The sequence below is a fragment of the Psychrobacter sp. P2G3 genome (genome assembly GCF_001593285.1).
Taxonomy (GTDB): Bacteria; Pseudomonadota; Gammaproteobacteria; order Pseudomonadales; family Moraxellaceae; genus Psychrobacter.
In genome coordinates, this window is sequence record NZ_CP012529.1 from 1068585 (window position 1) to 1085044 (window position 16460).

Here is a 16460-nt window from a genome sequence, read left to right on the forward strand (position 1 = left end):
CTACTCCTATTGAGTGTATTTGAATATAGATTTATAGACCTGCATCTGCTTTTAAAATCTCAGCTTTGTCTGTTTTTTCCCAAGTAAAGGCAGTTTCAGAACCTTCGCGACCAAAGTGTCCAAAGGTCGCCGTTCGTTGATACATAGGCTGGAGTAAGTTGAGCATTTGCGTAATGCCATAAGGACGCAGGTCAAAATGAGTGCGAATCAGGCGAATGATTTCTTCAGAGCTGATTTTACTCGTACCAAAAGTATTGACCGAAATAGAGGTTGGTTCAGCGACCCCAATTGCGTAGCTAACTTGCACTTCACAGCGCTCAGCCAATCCAGCTGCGACGATGTTTTTGGCGACATAACGTACCGCGTAAGCAGCGCTACGGTCAACTTTTGAGGGATCTTTACCACTGAATGCGCCGCCACCATGACGAGCCATACCGCCGTAAGTGTCGACAATGATTTTACGTCCGGTTAAGCCTGCATCACCAACGGGACCACCAATGACAAACTTGCCAGTTGGGTTGATGTGGTAGCGAGTACCAGCATGTAACAGATCGGCTGGCAGTACTTCTTTAATGATAGATTCCATAATCGCTTCTTGCAGATCTTTCTGCGAGATACTGGGATCATGTTGAGTAGAGAGCACCACTGCATCAATCGCAGTTGGACGATTGCCATCATATCTTAGTGTCACTTGCGCTTTGGCATCTGGACGTAACCAAGGTAGATCGCCTGCACGGCGCAGCTCAGACTGGCGCTCCATAAGACGATGTGCAAACTCGATAGGGGCAGGCATCAAGACTTCTGTTTCATTACTAGCATAGCCAAACATCAAGCCTTGGTCACCAGCGCCTTGCTCTTCTGGACTACTGCGATCAACGCCTTGAGCAATCTCAGGTGATTGTTTGCCAAGCATATTAATAACCGCGCAAGTCTCGCCATCAAAGCCGAGATCTGAATGATGATAGCCGATACCGTTGACTGTATCACGTACAATGCGTTCTACGTCGATGTTAGCAGTAGTTGTCACTTCGCCTGCTAGTATGACTGCACCAGTTTTAACCAGCGTTTCACACGCTACACGTGCTTGTAGGTCTTCACGTAAGATGGCATCAAGGATAGCGTCTGAGATTTGGTCAGCCATTTTATCAGGATGGCCTTCGCTCACGGATTCAGATGTAAATAAGTTGTATTCACGCATAGTTGGATCGCTTAATTGCAAGGACTGTTATTAATAAAATCAGTCATAATTGAATGTTAACGGAAAATAAGAGGCAAAAGTGAATCAAAAAATTAGCACATTTTACCGTGAATCGAGTTAAAACTCTAGTGTCAGCTATTGTTGCTAACAATCGTAGAAATCATCAAGCTGGCTATCTTCTTGCCAGCGATACTCTGTATAGTTAGCGATTTGTCGCACAGTAGCAATATCATGTCTATCAGCAATAAAACCAAGCGTCATATCCATTCCAGCACTGACGCCTGAGGAAGTATAGAACTTGCTGTCTACTACCCAGCGTGCTTGCTGTACCCAATTAACTTTGTCTGATTGCTCAATAACCCATTGCCAAGAAAGCTTATTAGAAGTTGCGCGCTTACCATCCAAGATATTAGCCTTGGCTAATAACGCACTGCCAGTACAGACGCTGAGCACCCAGTCAGCGTTATCAGAGAGTTTGGTAAGAGTCTGCAAAAACTGGCTGTCCTCGATTACTTGACGCGTACCTTTACCACCGACAATTAATAAAATATTAGTTTGATGCTCTAACTCTGCTACTGCAACAGTTTGCAACGCGACACCATGATGATTATGAATAATACCACCTGCTATAGAAGCAAATTGGATACTATAATGCTCAGGTAGGCAGCCGAACATCTCTATTGGTCCAAACAGGTCTAGCGTCTCAAAATTATCAAATACTAGGGCAGTGAGCGTTTGCATTATTTTTCCTCAAGTTGAGACAGCTATAATCAGATAGCTATTAAGGTAGCTATAAAAGGTCGTGCTAACTGTATAGAATTTTTAAATCTCTACAAACGCTGCTTTATCTTTAAACATGCATTCTTCATAGACTGGACAGGCACCGCATTTGGGGGTGCGCGCTTGACAAGTATAGCGCCCATGCAAAATTAGATAGTGATGAGCGTCAACTAAGAGATCTTCTGGAATACGCTCGACCAAATTTTTTTCTACTATTAATACGTTCTTACCAGTGGCCAGCCCCGTGCGATTGCCTACACGGAAGATATGCGTATCAACAGCCATTGTTGGTTGTCCAAAGGCAGTGTTCAAGACCACATTAGCGGTTTTGCGTCCGACCCCAGCGAGCGACTCTAAGTCTTTACGGTTATCGGGTACGATGCTATCAAACTTTTCTATTAAGTCGCGACAGGTTTTGATTACATTTTTGGCTTTGGCATTATATAAGCCAATATTTTTGATATAGGATTTCAGCCCTTCTTCACCTAATGCCAATATAGCCTCAGGGGTGTTCGCGACTGGATACAGCTGCTGAGTGGCAATGTTGACGCTCACATCAGTCGCTTGTGCCGAGAGTATTACTGCAATAAGCAGCTCAAAGTTACTACTATAGTTTAATTCAGTGACAGGCTCGTCAATAGTAGCAGCCAGCTTTTCAAAGAACGGTCGCACGTCACGATTGGGCATGCGTCTTGATGGTGGCGTATTGGCAGTTTTATGTTTAACAGTTTTACTCATGGTATTCAGGTAATCATTTCAGCTGTTGATGTTAGTGAGAGCAGATATTGAGTTAGATTGAATCAAACAGTGAAGCACTCTCTAAAACTATATCTGAGACAGTTGTGCTTGTAATGCGGCTAATTCAGCACTTTTTTCTGGATTAGGACGGACGCTTAGCCGTTTTTCTAGCTTTTTAATTTTACTACGTAGTTTGGCGGCAGCAATAGTATCTTTTGCTTGCTGCTCATTGATATCAATAGTTTGGGCACTGGCATTATTGAGCTTGGCTTCTACCATACTCACGACAGGTCTGCTATTGCTGCTATCTGAAAGCTGTTCGGTGACGCGTCTAAGGTGAGTATGATAACGTTGGCGTAGCTCGTTTTGCTCTTGAACGCGCTCAGCGGCTGACAATTCACGCTCAATAGGAACAAGATCAATGCAATCAACAGGGCAAGGCGCAATGCATAGCTCACAACCTGTACATAGGTCGGTAAAAATCGTATGCATATGCTTGCCCGTACCGACGATGGCATCGACTGGGCAGGCTGGGATACATTTTGTGCAACCAATACAATCATCTTCCTGAATAATAGCACGTACTTCATGCGGACGTTCGGTCACAGGGTCTATCGACCACTTTGATGGTACGGCAATCAGCCCTCCATGATCATTACTGGATGCTATACTTTCTGAGAAAACATTATCTAAAGTGACATTATCTGCGCTCAAAATAAGGGCAATCGCATCACTGACAGGTTGACCACCAGGCACACACTTATTATACGGCTCACCGTCTACAACGATAGCAGTGGCGTAGGGTAAACAACCATCTGGATGCTCGCAGAGACCACATTGAGTCTGAGGCAGGCACGAATCGACATATGCAATCCGCTGTTGTATATCAGCAGATTGCGTCTCTAAGGTTAACGTATCAAATAGTATAGGCAGATTCGTTAAACGGGCATGGGTAAGGGAATGGACATTACTGGGCATTTAATTCATGGCCTTAAAACTGGCTTAAAAAATTGGAGATAAATAATAGTCGGTGTAAAAAGTTATATATAGCGGAAAACTATACTTTAAACGCTAACATATCATATAAAGCTAAAGTATTATGCCTTGCTCATGAGCAATCTGTGCGATTAAATCGTAAGCAATACTGCCTTTAAAAGGTATCTTCGGTAAGTTTGAGATATCAAAAAAGTCAGCGTGTGATAACTCATCTTCTTGTATGACTATCTCGCCGCTTGCATAAGAGGCTCGAAATCCTAACATCAAATTAGAGGGAAATGGCCATGGCTGACTACTAACATAGCGAATATCAGTCAAACGAATACCGACTTCCTCTTCTACTTCACGCACTACCGCATGCTCCAAGCTTTCACCTACTTCTACAAAGCCTGCAATCAGTCCATATAGTAGCTGCGTGCTTGGCTGACCATAGCGATGGTGATGCGCTAATAGTATTTGCATCTCACCTGTTTGCGGGTTTGGGCGAGTGATCGCTGTGATGACACAAGGTTGCACACGTGGATATTGACGCAAACGGCAGACCGGACAGACCATCGCTCGCTCACCGAATTTAGTAGTGGTCACTGATGCACTGCAACGACTACAAAACTGAGTATCTGCCTGCCAGCGCAGCAATTGAATAGCTTGGCTCAGCTGCGTGGAAAGGGCAGCAGGAAGTTGTGTTATAAGCTGTCGATAAGTGATGAAATCAACGTTTTCAGTATGTTCGGATGATGAAAGTAACGTGGCTAACTCATGAGAGTTTTTAGTCAACTCAGGGGTAGCAATGCCATGAGTTTGTGCATAATGATAAGTGATAGCATTGTTAACTGGTACATCATCATTGTTTGTAGGCTCCTGATGGGTAGCAAATGCTTGCGACTCATCAGGCTTCCAATGGCTTGCTGCTAAGCTTGCCAGCAACTTAACACGTCCGACTTGATACATATCATCTGATAAGTCTTCTTCCGCTACGCCTTGCTCAACTATATTATTTTCAATAGCTGAAAGGGAGACTTGTAAGGGCCACCAGCCCTTTGCTGTATAGCGGCAGAGTATCGTTTCATTATCAAGTACAAACGCGGTGGTCATAAATGGCTATCCAAAGCAGCAATAAGCTTGCTTAAAAGTTGTTTATATTAATCTTATTTAAGCGGCAATTAATTGACTTAGACTATGTTGACCGGCATCAAGTGACTGTTTGCTTACAGGGTGATTATTCTCAAAACCCTCTAAGCGATAGTCTACTGCCATTAACACATCAGCAATATGAGCAAGCGTGCGATCATCTATATTTCGACCACTTGCAAGGCGCTCTTGCATATTAGTAGTCAATTGGCTAAGCATATTGGCAGCGGTAGGTAATTGTAAAAAACGGACTGCCCCAGCGACTTGGTGCATCATATCAGGTATGTTCTGAATATTGAGTAGGTCGCGCTTGTCATCTGCTAAATAGTCGTTAATCGCTTGCTCTGCACTCGATATCGCCATACGGCTTTCTTGTACTAAAGTGTTGTAGGCAGTATCAATTTGGTGTAGTGAGATATGTTGACTATGCGCAGATAGATGAATGGCACCTGGGGTATGCATTTTTGCCATCGCAATTGAAGCGTTCTCTGCATGCATAAGTGCTAATAATAGACTATCGAATTCTTCAGGTGTTGGGGTCTGCCAAGTTAATACGGCATCTGCGGCAGTTTTTAATGACGCTGCAGCATCTGTTAAGCATAATAACCGTAATACTGAGCTAAGTTCTGTGAGGTCAGCGGCTATTGAGTTCACTTGCAGAGCAGTAGAGCTAAGCGTATCACCACGTGCATAACTATCGACTTTTTCTTTAATTGTGCTAATTTGATTTTGAATAATATCGTTTAGAGTATCAGTAATGGCGCGGTTTGGACCAAATAAGAAGCGTTGCATTTGTTCGCGTTGTGGCGAATCTATCTGATTGCTCGCATATTGGATGCGTAGCTTTTGCGCTTGTTCGTTATCACGCTGGCAGGCAAAACTCACTAAGTCAGCAAAACGTGCATCCATCACTGGAAGGTAGCTATGGAACTGCTGTTCTAAGTAAATAAGGGTATGCTTTTGACTAAGGCTCAATGGCAAAATAGTTTGGATATCTGTAACAGCGGCGGTTGCTGCTTGCCAAAATAGGCTACTAGTATGCGCGGCAATCATCGCACAGGCAGCACTCATAGCATCAAGCTTCTGCTGATCATCTGCTGTTAGTGGGGCATTTTGTTGGGTAAGTACCACACTCAGACCACTACGGTAAGCATTGGTCAGTAACTTACTATCCAGATTTAACTCACTTAATGGCTGAAAGTTTTGTTCAGGATTAGCGATAATCACGCTGCTGCTACCAAAATCGGAGAAGTAACTGGCATCGATTGCATCTTGCTGACTATAAGCATGCAGTTTATTAATGATTGGCAGTAGCAGTGTAGGCTCTACCGTCTCAGTTAATAGTACGAATTCAATATAGCGATCAAGCGTCATGATTGCTTCTGATAAATCCATAATCAGCGCTGTATCGTTATTATTGCTATCATCATGAAGCTGTTGTAAGCCTTGTGCGATAGCGGCGCTCAATAATTGGCCACCAGCCAATGCAATTAGCTCAAAAATACGAGACAGTTGGGTTAAGACGCTGATGGAATCTAATAATAAAGGTGCTTGCTCTTTATCGTCGTTGAATTCACTCAGATGGTTTTCAGTATCTTTGAGAATAACAGTGATTTCATTATGAAGCAGATGCAACGAAGGTAGTTTAAAGTTAGTAATACTAAGGGTAGGAGTGGTTAACGTTGTTTGCTCAGATTGGCTCATAGTTATTTTTCCATAAATAAAGTATTGATAGAGTCGACTCTAACAGCAGATATTGATTTATAAAAGTTGGTATTTTAATATATTGTTAGACTTTTCAATGTATTACACTAAGTTAAGTCAACTTAGTTATGCACTTTAATGTGTTTTACCACTGCGATAGTCTGGTTTTCAAATCAGGATAATCTTCTGCTAAACCTGCGAACCAATTTTGATTGGCTTGGTTATCTACGGTTGACTCTAGCAATAAAGATGCCAAATTAGCAAAATTAGCATGAGCGGTATGCCCGCCATCTGCTTGGCTGTCCTCTTCGATCGCTAGCGTCACCTGTCCACCGGTCATTGCCAGATAAACTTCCGCTAAAATCTCCGAATCTAGTAATGCTCCGTGAAAAGTACGATCTTGTTTACCAACATCTAATCGGCGAACCAAAGCATCCAAGGTATTCTTTTGCCCAGGATATTGCTGCTTTGCCATTACTAATGAGTCGGTGACTTGAACACGTTCCGCAAAGTCTGTCATACCAACTTTGCTAAATTCCATATTTAAAAAGTTCATATCAAACGTGGCGTTGTGAGCGATGATTTCTGCACCATCCATGAACTCATATAGCGACTGAGCAACCTGATCAAAGGTAGGTTTATCTGTCAAAAAGGCCTCAGAGATACCGTGAATACGGATGACTTCTTCATCCATGCCGCGCTGCGGGTTGATATAAACGTGCAGCTTTTCACCGGTGAATTTACGACCGATCATCTCAACGATACCGACTTCAATGATTCGATCGCCTTTTAGTGGATCAAGTCCCGTAGTCTCCGTATCCATAATCAGCTGGCGATTAGGTTCATGCCGATGGATAGGCTTGGGTAACAAAGGACGAAAGTGTGGGTTCGCACGACTGGTATCGCCATCGAATTTTGGTAATTCTGCAGATGCGTCTAGTGTATTGCTGTCTGCCGTCGTCTCGTTTACTGTCATGTCATCTGATATCATGGCATTGGTACTCATAGGGTGTGTAGCATTATTCGGTTTGCTGCTGACTTGAATAGGAATTGAATCATCATTATCTGGCGTTTCATCTAAATCGCTTTCATCTAATAACTCTTCATCGAAATCTTCATCCATCATGTTAAAGCCTAATGGATCGTCATTTAGCCAGTCATTAGCGGCTATTTTATCTTTTTTTTTAGCAATATCAGTGTTAATAGTGGCAGGACTATCTACAGAGTTAGATGCAGATAGATGCTCGCTACTAGAAGTCACGCCTAGATTGGCCAGCTCATCAGCTTTTTCGTTGCCTGCGTGCCCAGCATGACCTTTAACCCAATGCCAATCAACGTCGCGTGCTTGACGAAGCTCATCCAATTGTTGCCATAAGTCTTGATTGGCAACAGGCTTTTTGCTGGCAGTTTTCCAGCCACGTTTTTTCCAATTGGCAATCCATTCGGTAATGCCATTTTTAACGTAGCTGGAGTCAGTCCAAATCTCAAGCTTCAAGTCGCGTGGACTGTACTCTAGGGCTTTTATTGCGCCCGTTAGCTCCATACGATTATTGGTGGTTTCTTTATCACTACCGTACAAATCTTGCGTACGTCCATCACTGAATATCAGATGTGCGCCCCAACCACCAGCGCCAGGATTACCTTTACAAGCACCATCAGTATAAGCGACGGTAGTATTTGCTTTCACTGCTAGCGGATCAGCTGCATTTTGCTGACTTGCGCTAAAAACATTTGCAGTTGTGCCAACAGATGCACTAGAAGTATGGAATGATAGAGCAGGGTTGTCTGACATAAAAATCTAATGGCCTAATAGATAGTTAACGTACGATAAACAGATATATTATTCGCTTCGCAAGCTCATTTCTGTAGAGCCTCTGCGCTATTTATTTATATCTATACTATCGATATTGACTATAGTGTAACTGAAAGTTTAACTGGAATTAATGCGCTTGATTATAGCAAATCCATTGGCAACATGCGCCATCGCTAAGCACAAAACTGTAAAACTAAATATCAAAACAGAAAGGGGATTGTTTTCTGTTAAAATGAGCCTGATGAGAGCACAGGTTTTCAGTTGAAACTGATTGCACATGCCTCAGTCCCTTTTAACGCAGGATGACATTATCATGCTCAAGCGCTCAGACGTTATTTGCAAAAGACTTACCTTGTTAGCAGTTAGCGGTATCACTTGTAGTGCGCTATTGCTAGCAGGTTGTGATGATAGCAGCACGACCGCGGTAGAAGATGTGGCGAAGACCGAGACGGATTTATCCATATTTGAAGGTTGCTATACGGTTAGTAATGACGAGCCTGCGCAGATCAAAGTTAGTCAGCAGGCAGGTAAGTGGGTCATGCAGATGAAAGAGCCGGCAAGTGCCAAGCGTGTCTGGGATACTGCTGAGCCATTAGAAGTGCTTGATAACAGTGAGATACCCAATTTTTTCTCTATCGATCCTGACAATGTCGATGCAGTTATTGGACGTCCTGATAGAGTGCTGGTCATGGCGCATGTCAAACCTGTTTACGCCAATATCGATCCACTACTTGATAGTGAGTATTTGTCTTATATCTATAAAGGCGCAAATACTATTTATCGGGTAGAGTGTGATGAGGTCAATACTGATATTTTGGCCAATCCACATGCCAGTATTATTATTGATAATGTTGGGCCGAGTAATGAAAGTCTTTGATAGAAAACAGTATTTATTATAGGTTTATTGGACAGCAATATGTTCTGCCAGTCATTTAGTAATAGAGTCAGATAATATGAATTTTTTGAGTTATGTCGTGTTAGGCGGATTATCCTATGCAGCTGGTTGGGCCATACGTATGTACGTGCTCGACAAGCAACCTGCACCAGAGCAACCTTATAACTTAAAGCATCCTGCCATCCTAGGATATTTAGGCGCATTTTTCATTATTATGCTCATTATTTCATGGTTGATTGGACGCTATTTACTTGGGCACGTCACCATTGATTTACCGTTTATTATCATTAACAGTATCGTTGCGACCTTTGTTTATTCATTCGGTCTGAACCCAGAAAAAGCGCGTTATGATGTGCCTGATTGATTGCTAGTTATCATTTACTAATGATGGTTTACTAATTTTTAGCTTAATGCGCACAAAAACACGGTCATGATGAACTCATTGACCGTGTTTTTGTGATTAAAGATATTATTAACGACTATTTTAGTCATTAAGGTTTTTTCTTAGCTTTGGCATTTTTGTCTTCAGTATCAGAAGCTTTATCTTCAGACTTTGCATCATCTTTAGACGTTGACTGCTCGTTTTTCCAAGTTTTATACTTGTTTAAGTCTTTTTCCATCAGTTTTAAGCAAAACCCTAGTACCAAGGCATCATCAACTTGACCAATAAAGGGTATAAAATCTGGAATAATATCAATAGGGTTTAATACGTACAACAACCCAACCACTGCCGCTGAAATGGTTTTGTAAGGTATATTGCGATAATTACCTTGGTAATAATCTTTTACCAAACTCATAAGCAACATCAAGTCTTTAGCGTAACGCTCAAGACCGCGATCCTTGTCGACTTGATTCTTTATTCTGTCTTCTTTGCTTAAGATGAGTTTGATATTGTCTAGAAGAGACTTATCATCTTTTTCTTTATCAGCCATACTAGCGTTCCTTTCATTATTAGTGAATCATTCATTACTATTTACTATAACAAGAGTAATGGTAAGTACCAAACATGGTTGTTTAACAATTTGTTGTCGTTGTAATAAGCAATAGTTATAAGGTTATGCAATCATTATCGTAATAGAAGGCGAAACACTGTGATGTCTCTATCAAACTACGATGCTTGTATAAAGTTAATGTTAAAAACGTTGATAATTAAATCATTATTCTAAAATAAGTTTTGAGGTAATAGTTCAGTATGCTTACAAAAAATCCGACTCTTTTACAGCAAGCTGATATAAACACTGCGGCTAATAAGGAGCTTAATCGTCGCCAATTCTTATGTCGACTAGGGGTGAGTACAGGTGCTGGACTACTTGCAACTCAAGGTATTGCTCAAGGCTTGACCGTTAAAACTAACGGTAAAAATCATAGCATGCAGTTGACCAAAGATGATCTGCCAACTGCGCTGACAGACAGTAATCAGTCAATAGCGTCCAACTCACGTTGCATTAATCCTACTATTGAGACGCGTCTATTCGCCAGCTCCAACGTTGGCGGTAGTAACGAGCGTAACCAATTGGCATTAGAGCGTATGGCTTGCGCAGGTTTTGAAGTGCAGAATCCTACTATTACTGAGCGACAATATTTGCGCTTTGCAGGAACGGACACGCAGCGGGCGAGTGATCTACAAAATATCGCGACTGGCGCGATTGCTGCACCCAAACTGTTTATGGGTGTACGCGGTGGCTATGGCGCAATGCGTCTATTGCCGCTGATTGATTGGCAAACGCTGGGACGCATTATGAACGAGCGGGGCACGATATTGACAGGCTTTAGTGACGTCACTGCCATTCAATGTGCACTGCTGGCGAAAGGGCAAATGAGTTCGCTCGCTGGCCCCATGCTCTATAGCGAATTTGGTAAAACGACCCCTGATGAGATTAGTTGTAGGCAGTTTGCAGAAGCGCTTACTAACCCTAATTTGAGCATTGCTGTTCAAAATGCCGATTTGACCAGTAAGCAATTACCAGCGATTCTAGCGACTGATAATACTCAAACAGTCACGGGAACGATTTGGGGCGGTAATCTGAGTGTGGTATCAGCGCTGGCAGGTAGCGAGTATTTGCCGAGTATTGATGGTGGCATTGTGTTTTTAGAAGATGTGGGTGAGCAGGCTTATCGTATTGAGCGCATGCTTTATGATTTATATTTGGCAGGTGTGTTCAAGCGTCAGCAAGCAATTGTGTTTGGCTCACTGTCTGGCACGGGTGAAGATAGCTACGATAAGCGTTACGATGTCGCGATGGTCATTCGCCAGTTGCATAAGCTGACTGGATTATCTATCTATAATGGCATGAGCTTTGGGCATATCAGTAAAAAACATAGCTTTCCACTGGGTGCGACCTGTCAGATTACACCAGCCAGTAATGCAGAAGACGGCTATACATTGAACTTTACGGATTATCCGACTATTGAGGCAAATAAGATGAATGTCGAAGGGTTGTGGCAGGGGTAATGTAGGGTAATTAAAATGCTTTAAGCTATTGAATTAACAATTAAATTACGGAAGATATGATTAATATCTGCCAAGATTGATTACTAATCGTTCTATTATGAATAAGGATTTATTATGATGTTGACCTCTAAAAAAACGAAATTATCATTACCTTCTATTCATTGTAATTCTAGCTGCAGCTGCAAGAAATGTGGATGTACGAGTCCTTCCACTTGTGAAAAATGTGACATGTGCTCAAAGTGTTGCCAATGTGACCAAACTTAATAAGACCGAGCTTAACAAACAGCTGCTAATTAATTAATAGTTACTTAAAAGAAGCCTTCTAAATTTTTCTAGAAGGCTTCTTTTTTGGTTCTGATATATCGATGCGCGTTTAATACATTGGTCTCAGTAATTTTGATAGTACCTTCCTCATTATTAGATCGTGACTTATCAAGTAGTTGAGCATTATTCCCATAATAATTTTTTGCATAGCAAGTATGCTTATAAGCATGGTGCTGAAGGCGCGAATATTAACTTTAATGAAGATGGTTCACTGATGTTCATTATGGACTCAGGGTGGATTGAACAAACGCTACATGCGGTAGCGAAAGCCACTGGTCAAAAGATGCCTCGCTATATCAAGCCAAACGCTAATAATGACTTTAGTGAGAAAGCCAGTAATAATCCTACGGTTTAAGAGTCAGTTTATGTTATTTTAAAATTAACTCAGACAAACTCAATAGCTTGTCTGAATTAATAATTCTTATTATTCATAGCCGTAGCAGGTGCTTGGCATTCAAGGATACTTTAAATAAGAATAATCTTACTTTTAAATAAATACAGGGAATGTATTATGTTAGGAAAAATGATGTATCAGCCATTGCTGATTAGTAGCCTCATCGAGCATGCTGCTCGCTATCATGGCGACACCGCTGTGTTGTCTAAAGAAGTCGATGGGCAAATTACCCATAGTGATTGGCTTACCATCTCTAACAATTCAAAACGTTTGGCAAATGCATTAGCATCTCTAGGTTTAAAATCATCAGAGCGTATAGCTACATTGGCTTGGAATAACCGTCGCCACTTAGAAGCTTGGTACGCTATTTCAGGCAGTGGCATGATTTGTCATACCATCAATCCGCGTCTGTTTCCTGAGCAGCTCAGCTACATTATTAATGATGCTGATGATCGAGTATTATTTTTTGATGTGACCTTCCTACCACTGATTCTGGCAATTAAAGATCAAATCGATAATATTAAGCATTTCATCTGTTTGGGCGCTCGAGAAAATAAAGTATTAGAACAACTGCCTGAGGTTTTGTTTTTTGATGAATTACTAGCAGATCATTCTACTGACTTTGAGTGGCCTCAATTTGATGAAACGACGGCCAGCTCCTTATGCTATACCTCGGGAACGACTGGCAACCCCAAAGGAATTTTATACACTCATCGTTCCTCTGTGCTTCATGCCATTGCATTATCCATGCCTGACATCTCAGCACTATCCGCAAAAGACGTTTTGCTACCGGTAGTGCCTATGTTCCATGTCAATGCATGGGGTACGCCCTATGCTGCTGCCCTGACAGGTTGCTCTTTGATATTACCTGGCCCTAATCTTGATGGTGACAGCTTAGTGTCTTTAATTGATGATTATAAGGTCACTGTTGCTTTAGGTGTTCCTACGATTTGGCAAAGCCTACTAACGGCTGCCAAAGCTCGTGGCAGCAAACTTGAGAGCATGACTCGAACCATTGTCGGTGGCGCTGCTTGTCCGCCATCGGTGATCAAAACCTTTAGAGAGGATTTTGATTGCGATGCGATACACGGTTGGGGTATGACGGAGACCAGTCCGCTTGGCACGATGAATCAGATCAAGGCCAAGCACAAATCGCTTAGCAAAGATGAGATTAACGAATTGCGCAAATCTCAAGGTCGTCCACCTTACGGCGTTGAGATACGGCTTATGGACACCGATCAACCACTGGAGCCAGTTGAAGAGGATGGGGTATCTCAGGGACGTCTACAAATTCGGGGTCACTGGATTATTAACGACTATTACAATCATAATCCTGACGCTATTACTGAAGACGGTTGGTTTGATACCGGTGATATAGCCACCATCGATTCAGATGGCTATATGAATATTCGTGATCGCTCAAAAGACTTGATTAAATCTGGTGGCGAATGGATATCTTCAGTGGAGCTTGAGAATATTGCCGCCGCGCATCCACAGATAACAATGGCAGCTGCCATTGCTGCAGCCCATAAGAAATGGGGCGAGCGCCCAGTGTTGATTGTGGTTAAAGAGCAAAATTCAGAACTGACTGAGGCACAAGTGCTTGCATTTTACGAAGAGAAAATTGCCAGTTGGCAAATACCTGATAAAGTTATTTTTGTAGAAAGTATCTTGTTAAATGGGGCGGGGAAAATGGTGAAAAAGGATTTACGTGATGAATATGGCGATGTGCTGCTGAGTGCCTGATATTATATTTGAAAATGAGTACCACACCTTACTTAAAGGATACTAGAAACAAACAGCATCCTAAATTGGTACTGATATCTTCCATGGCTGGATTAATGGGGTGCTACGGATACGCAGGATATTGTGCTTCCAAGTTTGGTGTTGTTGGTTTAGCAGATGTACTTGGGATAGATAGAACAGGACAGAATATCAGACATAAAAAAACCGCAAATCATTATGATTTGCGGTTTTTCGTACTACTGTAATGGTACCCGGAGCCGGAACGGTTAATTATTGTTAAGTATTTGATATATATGGATAAATATATAAGATTATAATTCGGTACACTTGTGAGTATACTTAAGATTTGTTTTTCAGTTTTATGGTAATTTGGTAACAGAGAACTGATAGCTTCAATCAGTACTGAGCTACCAGTTGGTTTTTTATGCTCTTCCAACCTTTTGCTTTATCAGCTTGGCATTTATCGAAAAAGGATCGTCATCAACTATTTTATCATCAATGTTGTGAAGATTCTCATCTGTAGCTAAAGTACCTTCAATAGCATGCGAGCTAACCACAGGTTTTACATTTTCAATCGTAATGATGTCTACAGTTGTATCAATGTTTTTGCGGGGAGTCATAGCAAGAATGAGTTCATCTGTTAAGTTGCCACTAGCGCTATTATCAGCGTCTTCCAAGTTTTTACATCGATTATCAAACTCTTTTGGTTCAGTATTTTTGACTTGCTCATCATTCTCGATTTGCTCATCATTCTTAATGCATTCGTCGGTCTCAGTATATTCAACACATTTACGGTTTTCACATTCAAAGCCTGTTGCTGGTTCTAATATATCAGTTCCAGAAACTACATCTGTATCCTCCTCACTATCAACCAGCATAGTCTCAGAGCTAGCCTGTTTAGCTTTAAAGCTTTGCTGCGTTTCAAATGTATCTATATACGGTTTTCCATAATCACCCACTATATAAGTACCAGTAGCTGTAGTGGTTTTAGGTACTTCGGAGAAAAAAGTTTGATTGTAGCTGGCAACGATATCGTTAAGCATTTGCGTACGAGTTTTACCCTGTCTTTTAGCAATCAGACTGAGGGTTTTCTTGTTTGCACTGGTAAGTACTAGACCTTTTTCTTTTATGTTTTTATTACTAAGACGGTTAGCCTTTGAATTTGAGACGTTCTTCATCATCTCTATAAATGTAATTCTATTATTGGCTTTGTCTCCTTTTACCGCCACACCCTCTCCATCAAACCAATAAGTATCAAACATCCAATAATCGAGTGAAGCCAGCATATGGTTAAGCCTACTGACCCTATCTGATTCTTTTATGACAATAGTATCAGCACAAATCAAAGCTTGATTAGGATTAGACGTAACGCCCTCCAGCTTAATAAGGGTATTAGCTTTTTTATTTATTTTATTTACATAAAGGTTATTAAGATCGCAAGGTTTTTGCATATATTGGTATAAGTGATTAACCTGAATATTATTGCGACTATCCAGCCATTTTGTTTTCCCTAAGCCAACCTTACTACGAACGTAAGCTTGTTCTAAAAAACCTAAAACTTGTTTTTTATTCAGTACTAAAGAGTCGTTGTAAGAATCAGATCCTATGTGAATATTTTTTCCTGAAATACGAATATTTGCATTGAAAATAAGGTTATGAGCAAAAATCGTGATGTCTGATTTCGTTTGTATATAATCGCTTGCTACATTATATTTTTTCAAAACCATATTTATCCACAAAGCCGCTCTATCGTCTTCATAAAACCATCTAACGTAGGATAGAGGTACGCTTTCGTCAGCACTTATCTGTAAGATTTCATCCAAATTCTTAGGGCTATAATTTACCTTTTTTAAGATACGAATCAACTTTGATTTAACGTTAGTGTCGTCTCTTAAAATCTGTCTATCAAGGAATTTATTTAGAGATCGCAATGTAAATAAACACCAATAAGCGCTATACACACTAAGACTGTTGATCTTCTTTTCGATATATTCTGCATTTTTTTGAGTCTGACTTAACTGATTAAATTCAGTTCGGGCCTCAGCTTCACTCATCTTTATATCTCCAAAATTAAAAAAACAGACTTAAGTTTGCTAAATAATCATGATAAAAACGTTATTAAAACGTTATTAAAACGTATTTAATTATCTGAGTATACTACCACATAATGAGACATGAGCTTACGAAATACACTCAAATTATTGTAGATATCAAAGTGCTAACTCCACTTTAACCATTTGTCTTTAAAGTCCTATAATCCACTGCTACCTATCACCATAATTTCTAGAGCGC

15 protein-coding genes are annotated in these 16460 nt (G+C 41.1%); 6 read left to right on the forward strand and 9 right to left on the reverse strand.

Annotated elements, in window-relative coordinates:
• Nucleotides 1-31 precede the first annotated feature (31 nt).
• From metK to dnaQ, 7 genes are all read right to left on the reverse strand, one after another.
• Entirely contained in the window at nt 32-1198 is a 1167-nt protein-coding gene (metK, locus tag AK823_RS04555; RefSeq protein ID WP_068034959.1) for a methionine adenosyltransferase, read from the reverse strand.
• Between the two features lie 144 nt (nt 1199-1342).
• Entirely contained in the window at nt 1343-1939 is a 597-nt protein-coding gene (locus AK823_RS04560; protein WP_068326649.1) for a DJ-1/PfpI family protein, read from the reverse strand.
• An 81-nt stretch (nt 1940-2020) separates the two neighbouring features.
• Nucleotides 2021-2716: an endonuclease III gene (gene nth / locus AK823_RS04565; RefSeq protein ID WP_068034961.1), complete on the reverse strand. Its 696-nt coding sequence runs from the start codon at nt 2714-2716 to the stop codon at nt 2021-2023.
• A gap of 87 nt (nt 2717-2803) precedes the next feature.
• On the reverse strand, nt 2804-3694 hold the full coding sequence (locus AK823_RS04570; protein ID WP_068326652.1) for an RnfABCDGE type electron transport complex subunit B: 891 nt from the start codon (nt 3692-3694) through the stop codon (nt 2804-2806).
• Nucleotides 3695-3805: 111 nt separating this feature from the next.
• Nucleotides 3806-4804: an NAD(+) diphosphatase gene (gene nudC, locus AK823_RS04575; protein ID WP_068326655.1), complete on the reverse strand. Its 999-nt coding sequence runs from the start codon at nt 4802-4804 to the stop codon at nt 3806-3808.
• Between the two features lie 57 nt (nt 4805-4861).
• Entirely contained in the window at nt 4862-6544 is a 1683-nt protein-coding gene (locus tag AK823_RS04580) for a hypothetical protein (RefSeq protein WP_068326658.1), read from the reverse strand.
• A 145-nt stretch (nt 6545-6689) separates the two neighbouring features.
• Nucleotides 6690-8336: a DNA polymerase III subunit epsilon gene (gene dnaQ, locus AK823_RS04585; RefSeq protein WP_068326660.1), complete on the reverse strand. Its 1647-nt coding sequence runs from the start codon at nt 8334-8336 to the stop codon at nt 6690-6692.
• A 298-nt stretch (nt 8337-8634) separates the two neighbouring features.
• Between dnaQ and AK823_RS04590 the strand changes: the two genes are divergently transcribed.
• Nucleotides 8635-9234, forward strand: a complete 600-nt coding sequence (locus AK823_RS04590; RefSeq protein WP_228138912.1) for a hypothetical protein — start codon at nt 8635-8637, stop codon at nt 9232-9234.
• A gap of 76 nt (nt 9235-9310) precedes the next feature.
• Complete coding sequence (locus tag AK823_RS04595) at nt 9311-9616, forward strand: hypothetical protein (protein WP_068326668.1); 306 nt, start codon at nt 9311-9313, stop codon at nt 9614-9616.
• Nucleotides 9617-9743: 127 nt separating this feature from the next.
• Here the strand turns inward: AK823_RS04595 and AK823_RS04600 are convergent, their stop codons facing one another.
• Nucleotides 9744-10184, reverse strand: coding sequence for a YkvA family protein (locus AK823_RS04600; protein ID WP_068326671.1), 441 nt, complete (start codon nt 10182-10184; stop codon nt 9744-9746).
• Between the two features lie 260 nt (nt 10185-10444).
• On the opposite strand from AK823_RS04600, the gene AK823_RS04605 reads away from it, so the two are divergent.
• From AK823_RS04605 to AK823_RS13925, 4 genes are all read left to right on the forward strand, one after another.
• Nucleotides 10445-11704, forward strand: a complete 1260-nt coding sequence (locus AK823_RS04605; protein ID WP_082785635.1) for an LD-carboxypeptidase — start codon at nt 10445-10447, stop codon at nt 11702-11704.
• Nucleotides 11705-12128: 424 nt separating this feature from the next.
• Nucleotides 12129-12383, forward strand: coding sequence for a hypothetical protein (locus tag AK823_RS04610; protein ID WP_068326674.1), 255 nt, complete (start codon nt 12129-12131; stop codon nt 12381-12383).
• 156 nt (nt 12384-12539) lie between these two features.
• Entirely contained in the window at nt 12540-14168 is a 1629-nt protein-coding gene (locus AK823_RS04615) for a long-chain-fatty-acid--CoA ligase (RefSeq protein WP_068326677.1), read from the forward strand.
• 14 nt (nt 14169-14182) lie between these two features.
• Nucleotides 14183-14413, forward strand: a complete 231-nt coding sequence (locus tag AK823_RS13925) for an SDR family NAD(P)-dependent oxidoreductase (RefSeq protein WP_082785636.1) — start codon at nt 14183-14185, stop codon at nt 14411-14413.
• A 177-nt stretch (nt 14414-14590) separates the two neighbouring features.
• Here the strand turns inward: AK823_RS13925 and AK823_RS04620 are convergent, their stop codons facing one another.
• Nucleotides 14591-16222 carry a hypothetical protein gene (locus AK823_RS04620; protein ID WP_068326680.1) on the reverse strand — a complete coding sequence of 544 codons (1632 nt, stop codon included), beginning with the start codon at nt 16220-16222 and terminating at the stop codon, nt 14591-14593.
• Between the last annotated feature and the right edge of the window lie 238 nt (nt 16223-16460).

Excerpts from the sequence above, each read along its gene's own strand:
- metK (WP_068034959.1), bottom strand. The coding sequence starts at position 1,198 with ATGCGTGAATACAACTTATTTACATCTGAATCCGTGAGCGAAGGCCAT.
- AK823_RS04560 (WP_068326649.1), bottom strand. The coding sequence starts at position 1,939 with ATGCAAACGCTCACTGCCCTAGTATTTGATAATTTTGAGACGCTAGAC.
- nth (WP_068034961.1), bottom strand. The coding sequence starts at position 2,716 with ATGAGTAAAACTGTTAAACATAAAACTGCCAATACGCCACCATCAAGA.
- AK823_RS04570 (WP_068326652.1), bottom strand. The coding sequence starts at position 3,694 with ATGCCCAGTAATGTCCATTCCCTTACCCATGCCCGTTTAACGAATCTG.
- nudC (WP_068326655.1), bottom strand. The coding sequence starts at position 4,804 with ATGACCACCGCGTTTGTACTTGATAATGAAACGATACTCTGCCGCTAT.
- AK823_RS04580 (WP_068326658.1), bottom strand. The coding sequence starts at position 6,544 with ATGAGCCAATCTGAGCAAACAACGTTAACCACTCCTACCCTTAGTATT.
- dnaQ (WP_068326660.1), bottom strand. The coding sequence starts at position 8,336 with ATGTCAGACAACCCTGCTCTATCATTCCATACTTCTAGTGCATCTGTT.
- AK823_RS04590 (WP_228138912.1), top strand. The coding sequence starts at position 8,635 with ATGCCTCAGTCCCTTTTAACGCAGGATGACATTATCATGCTCAAGCGC.
- AK823_RS04595 (WP_068326668.1), top strand. The coding sequence starts at position 9,311 with ATGAATTTTTTGAGTTATGTCGTGTTAGGCGGATTATCCTATGCAGCT.
- AK823_RS04600 (WP_068326671.1), bottom strand. The coding sequence starts at position 10,184 with ATGGCTGATAAAGAAAAAGATGATAAGTCTCTTCTAGACAATATCAAA.
- AK823_RS04605 (WP_082785635.1), top strand. The coding sequence starts at position 10,445 with ATGCTTACAAAAAATCCGACTCTTTTACAGCAAGCTGATATAAACACT.
- AK823_RS04615 (WP_068326677.1), top strand. The coding sequence starts at position 12,540 with ATGTTAGGAAAAATGATGTATCAGCCATTGCTGATTAGTAGCCTCATC.
- AK823_RS13925 (WP_082785636.1), top strand. The coding sequence starts at position 14,183 with ATGAGTACCACACCTTACTTAAAGGATACTAGAAACAAACAGCATCCT.
- AK823_RS04620 (WP_068326680.1), bottom strand. The coding sequence starts at position 16,222 with ATGAGTGAAGCTGAGGCCCGAACTGAATTTAATCAGTTAAGTCAGACT.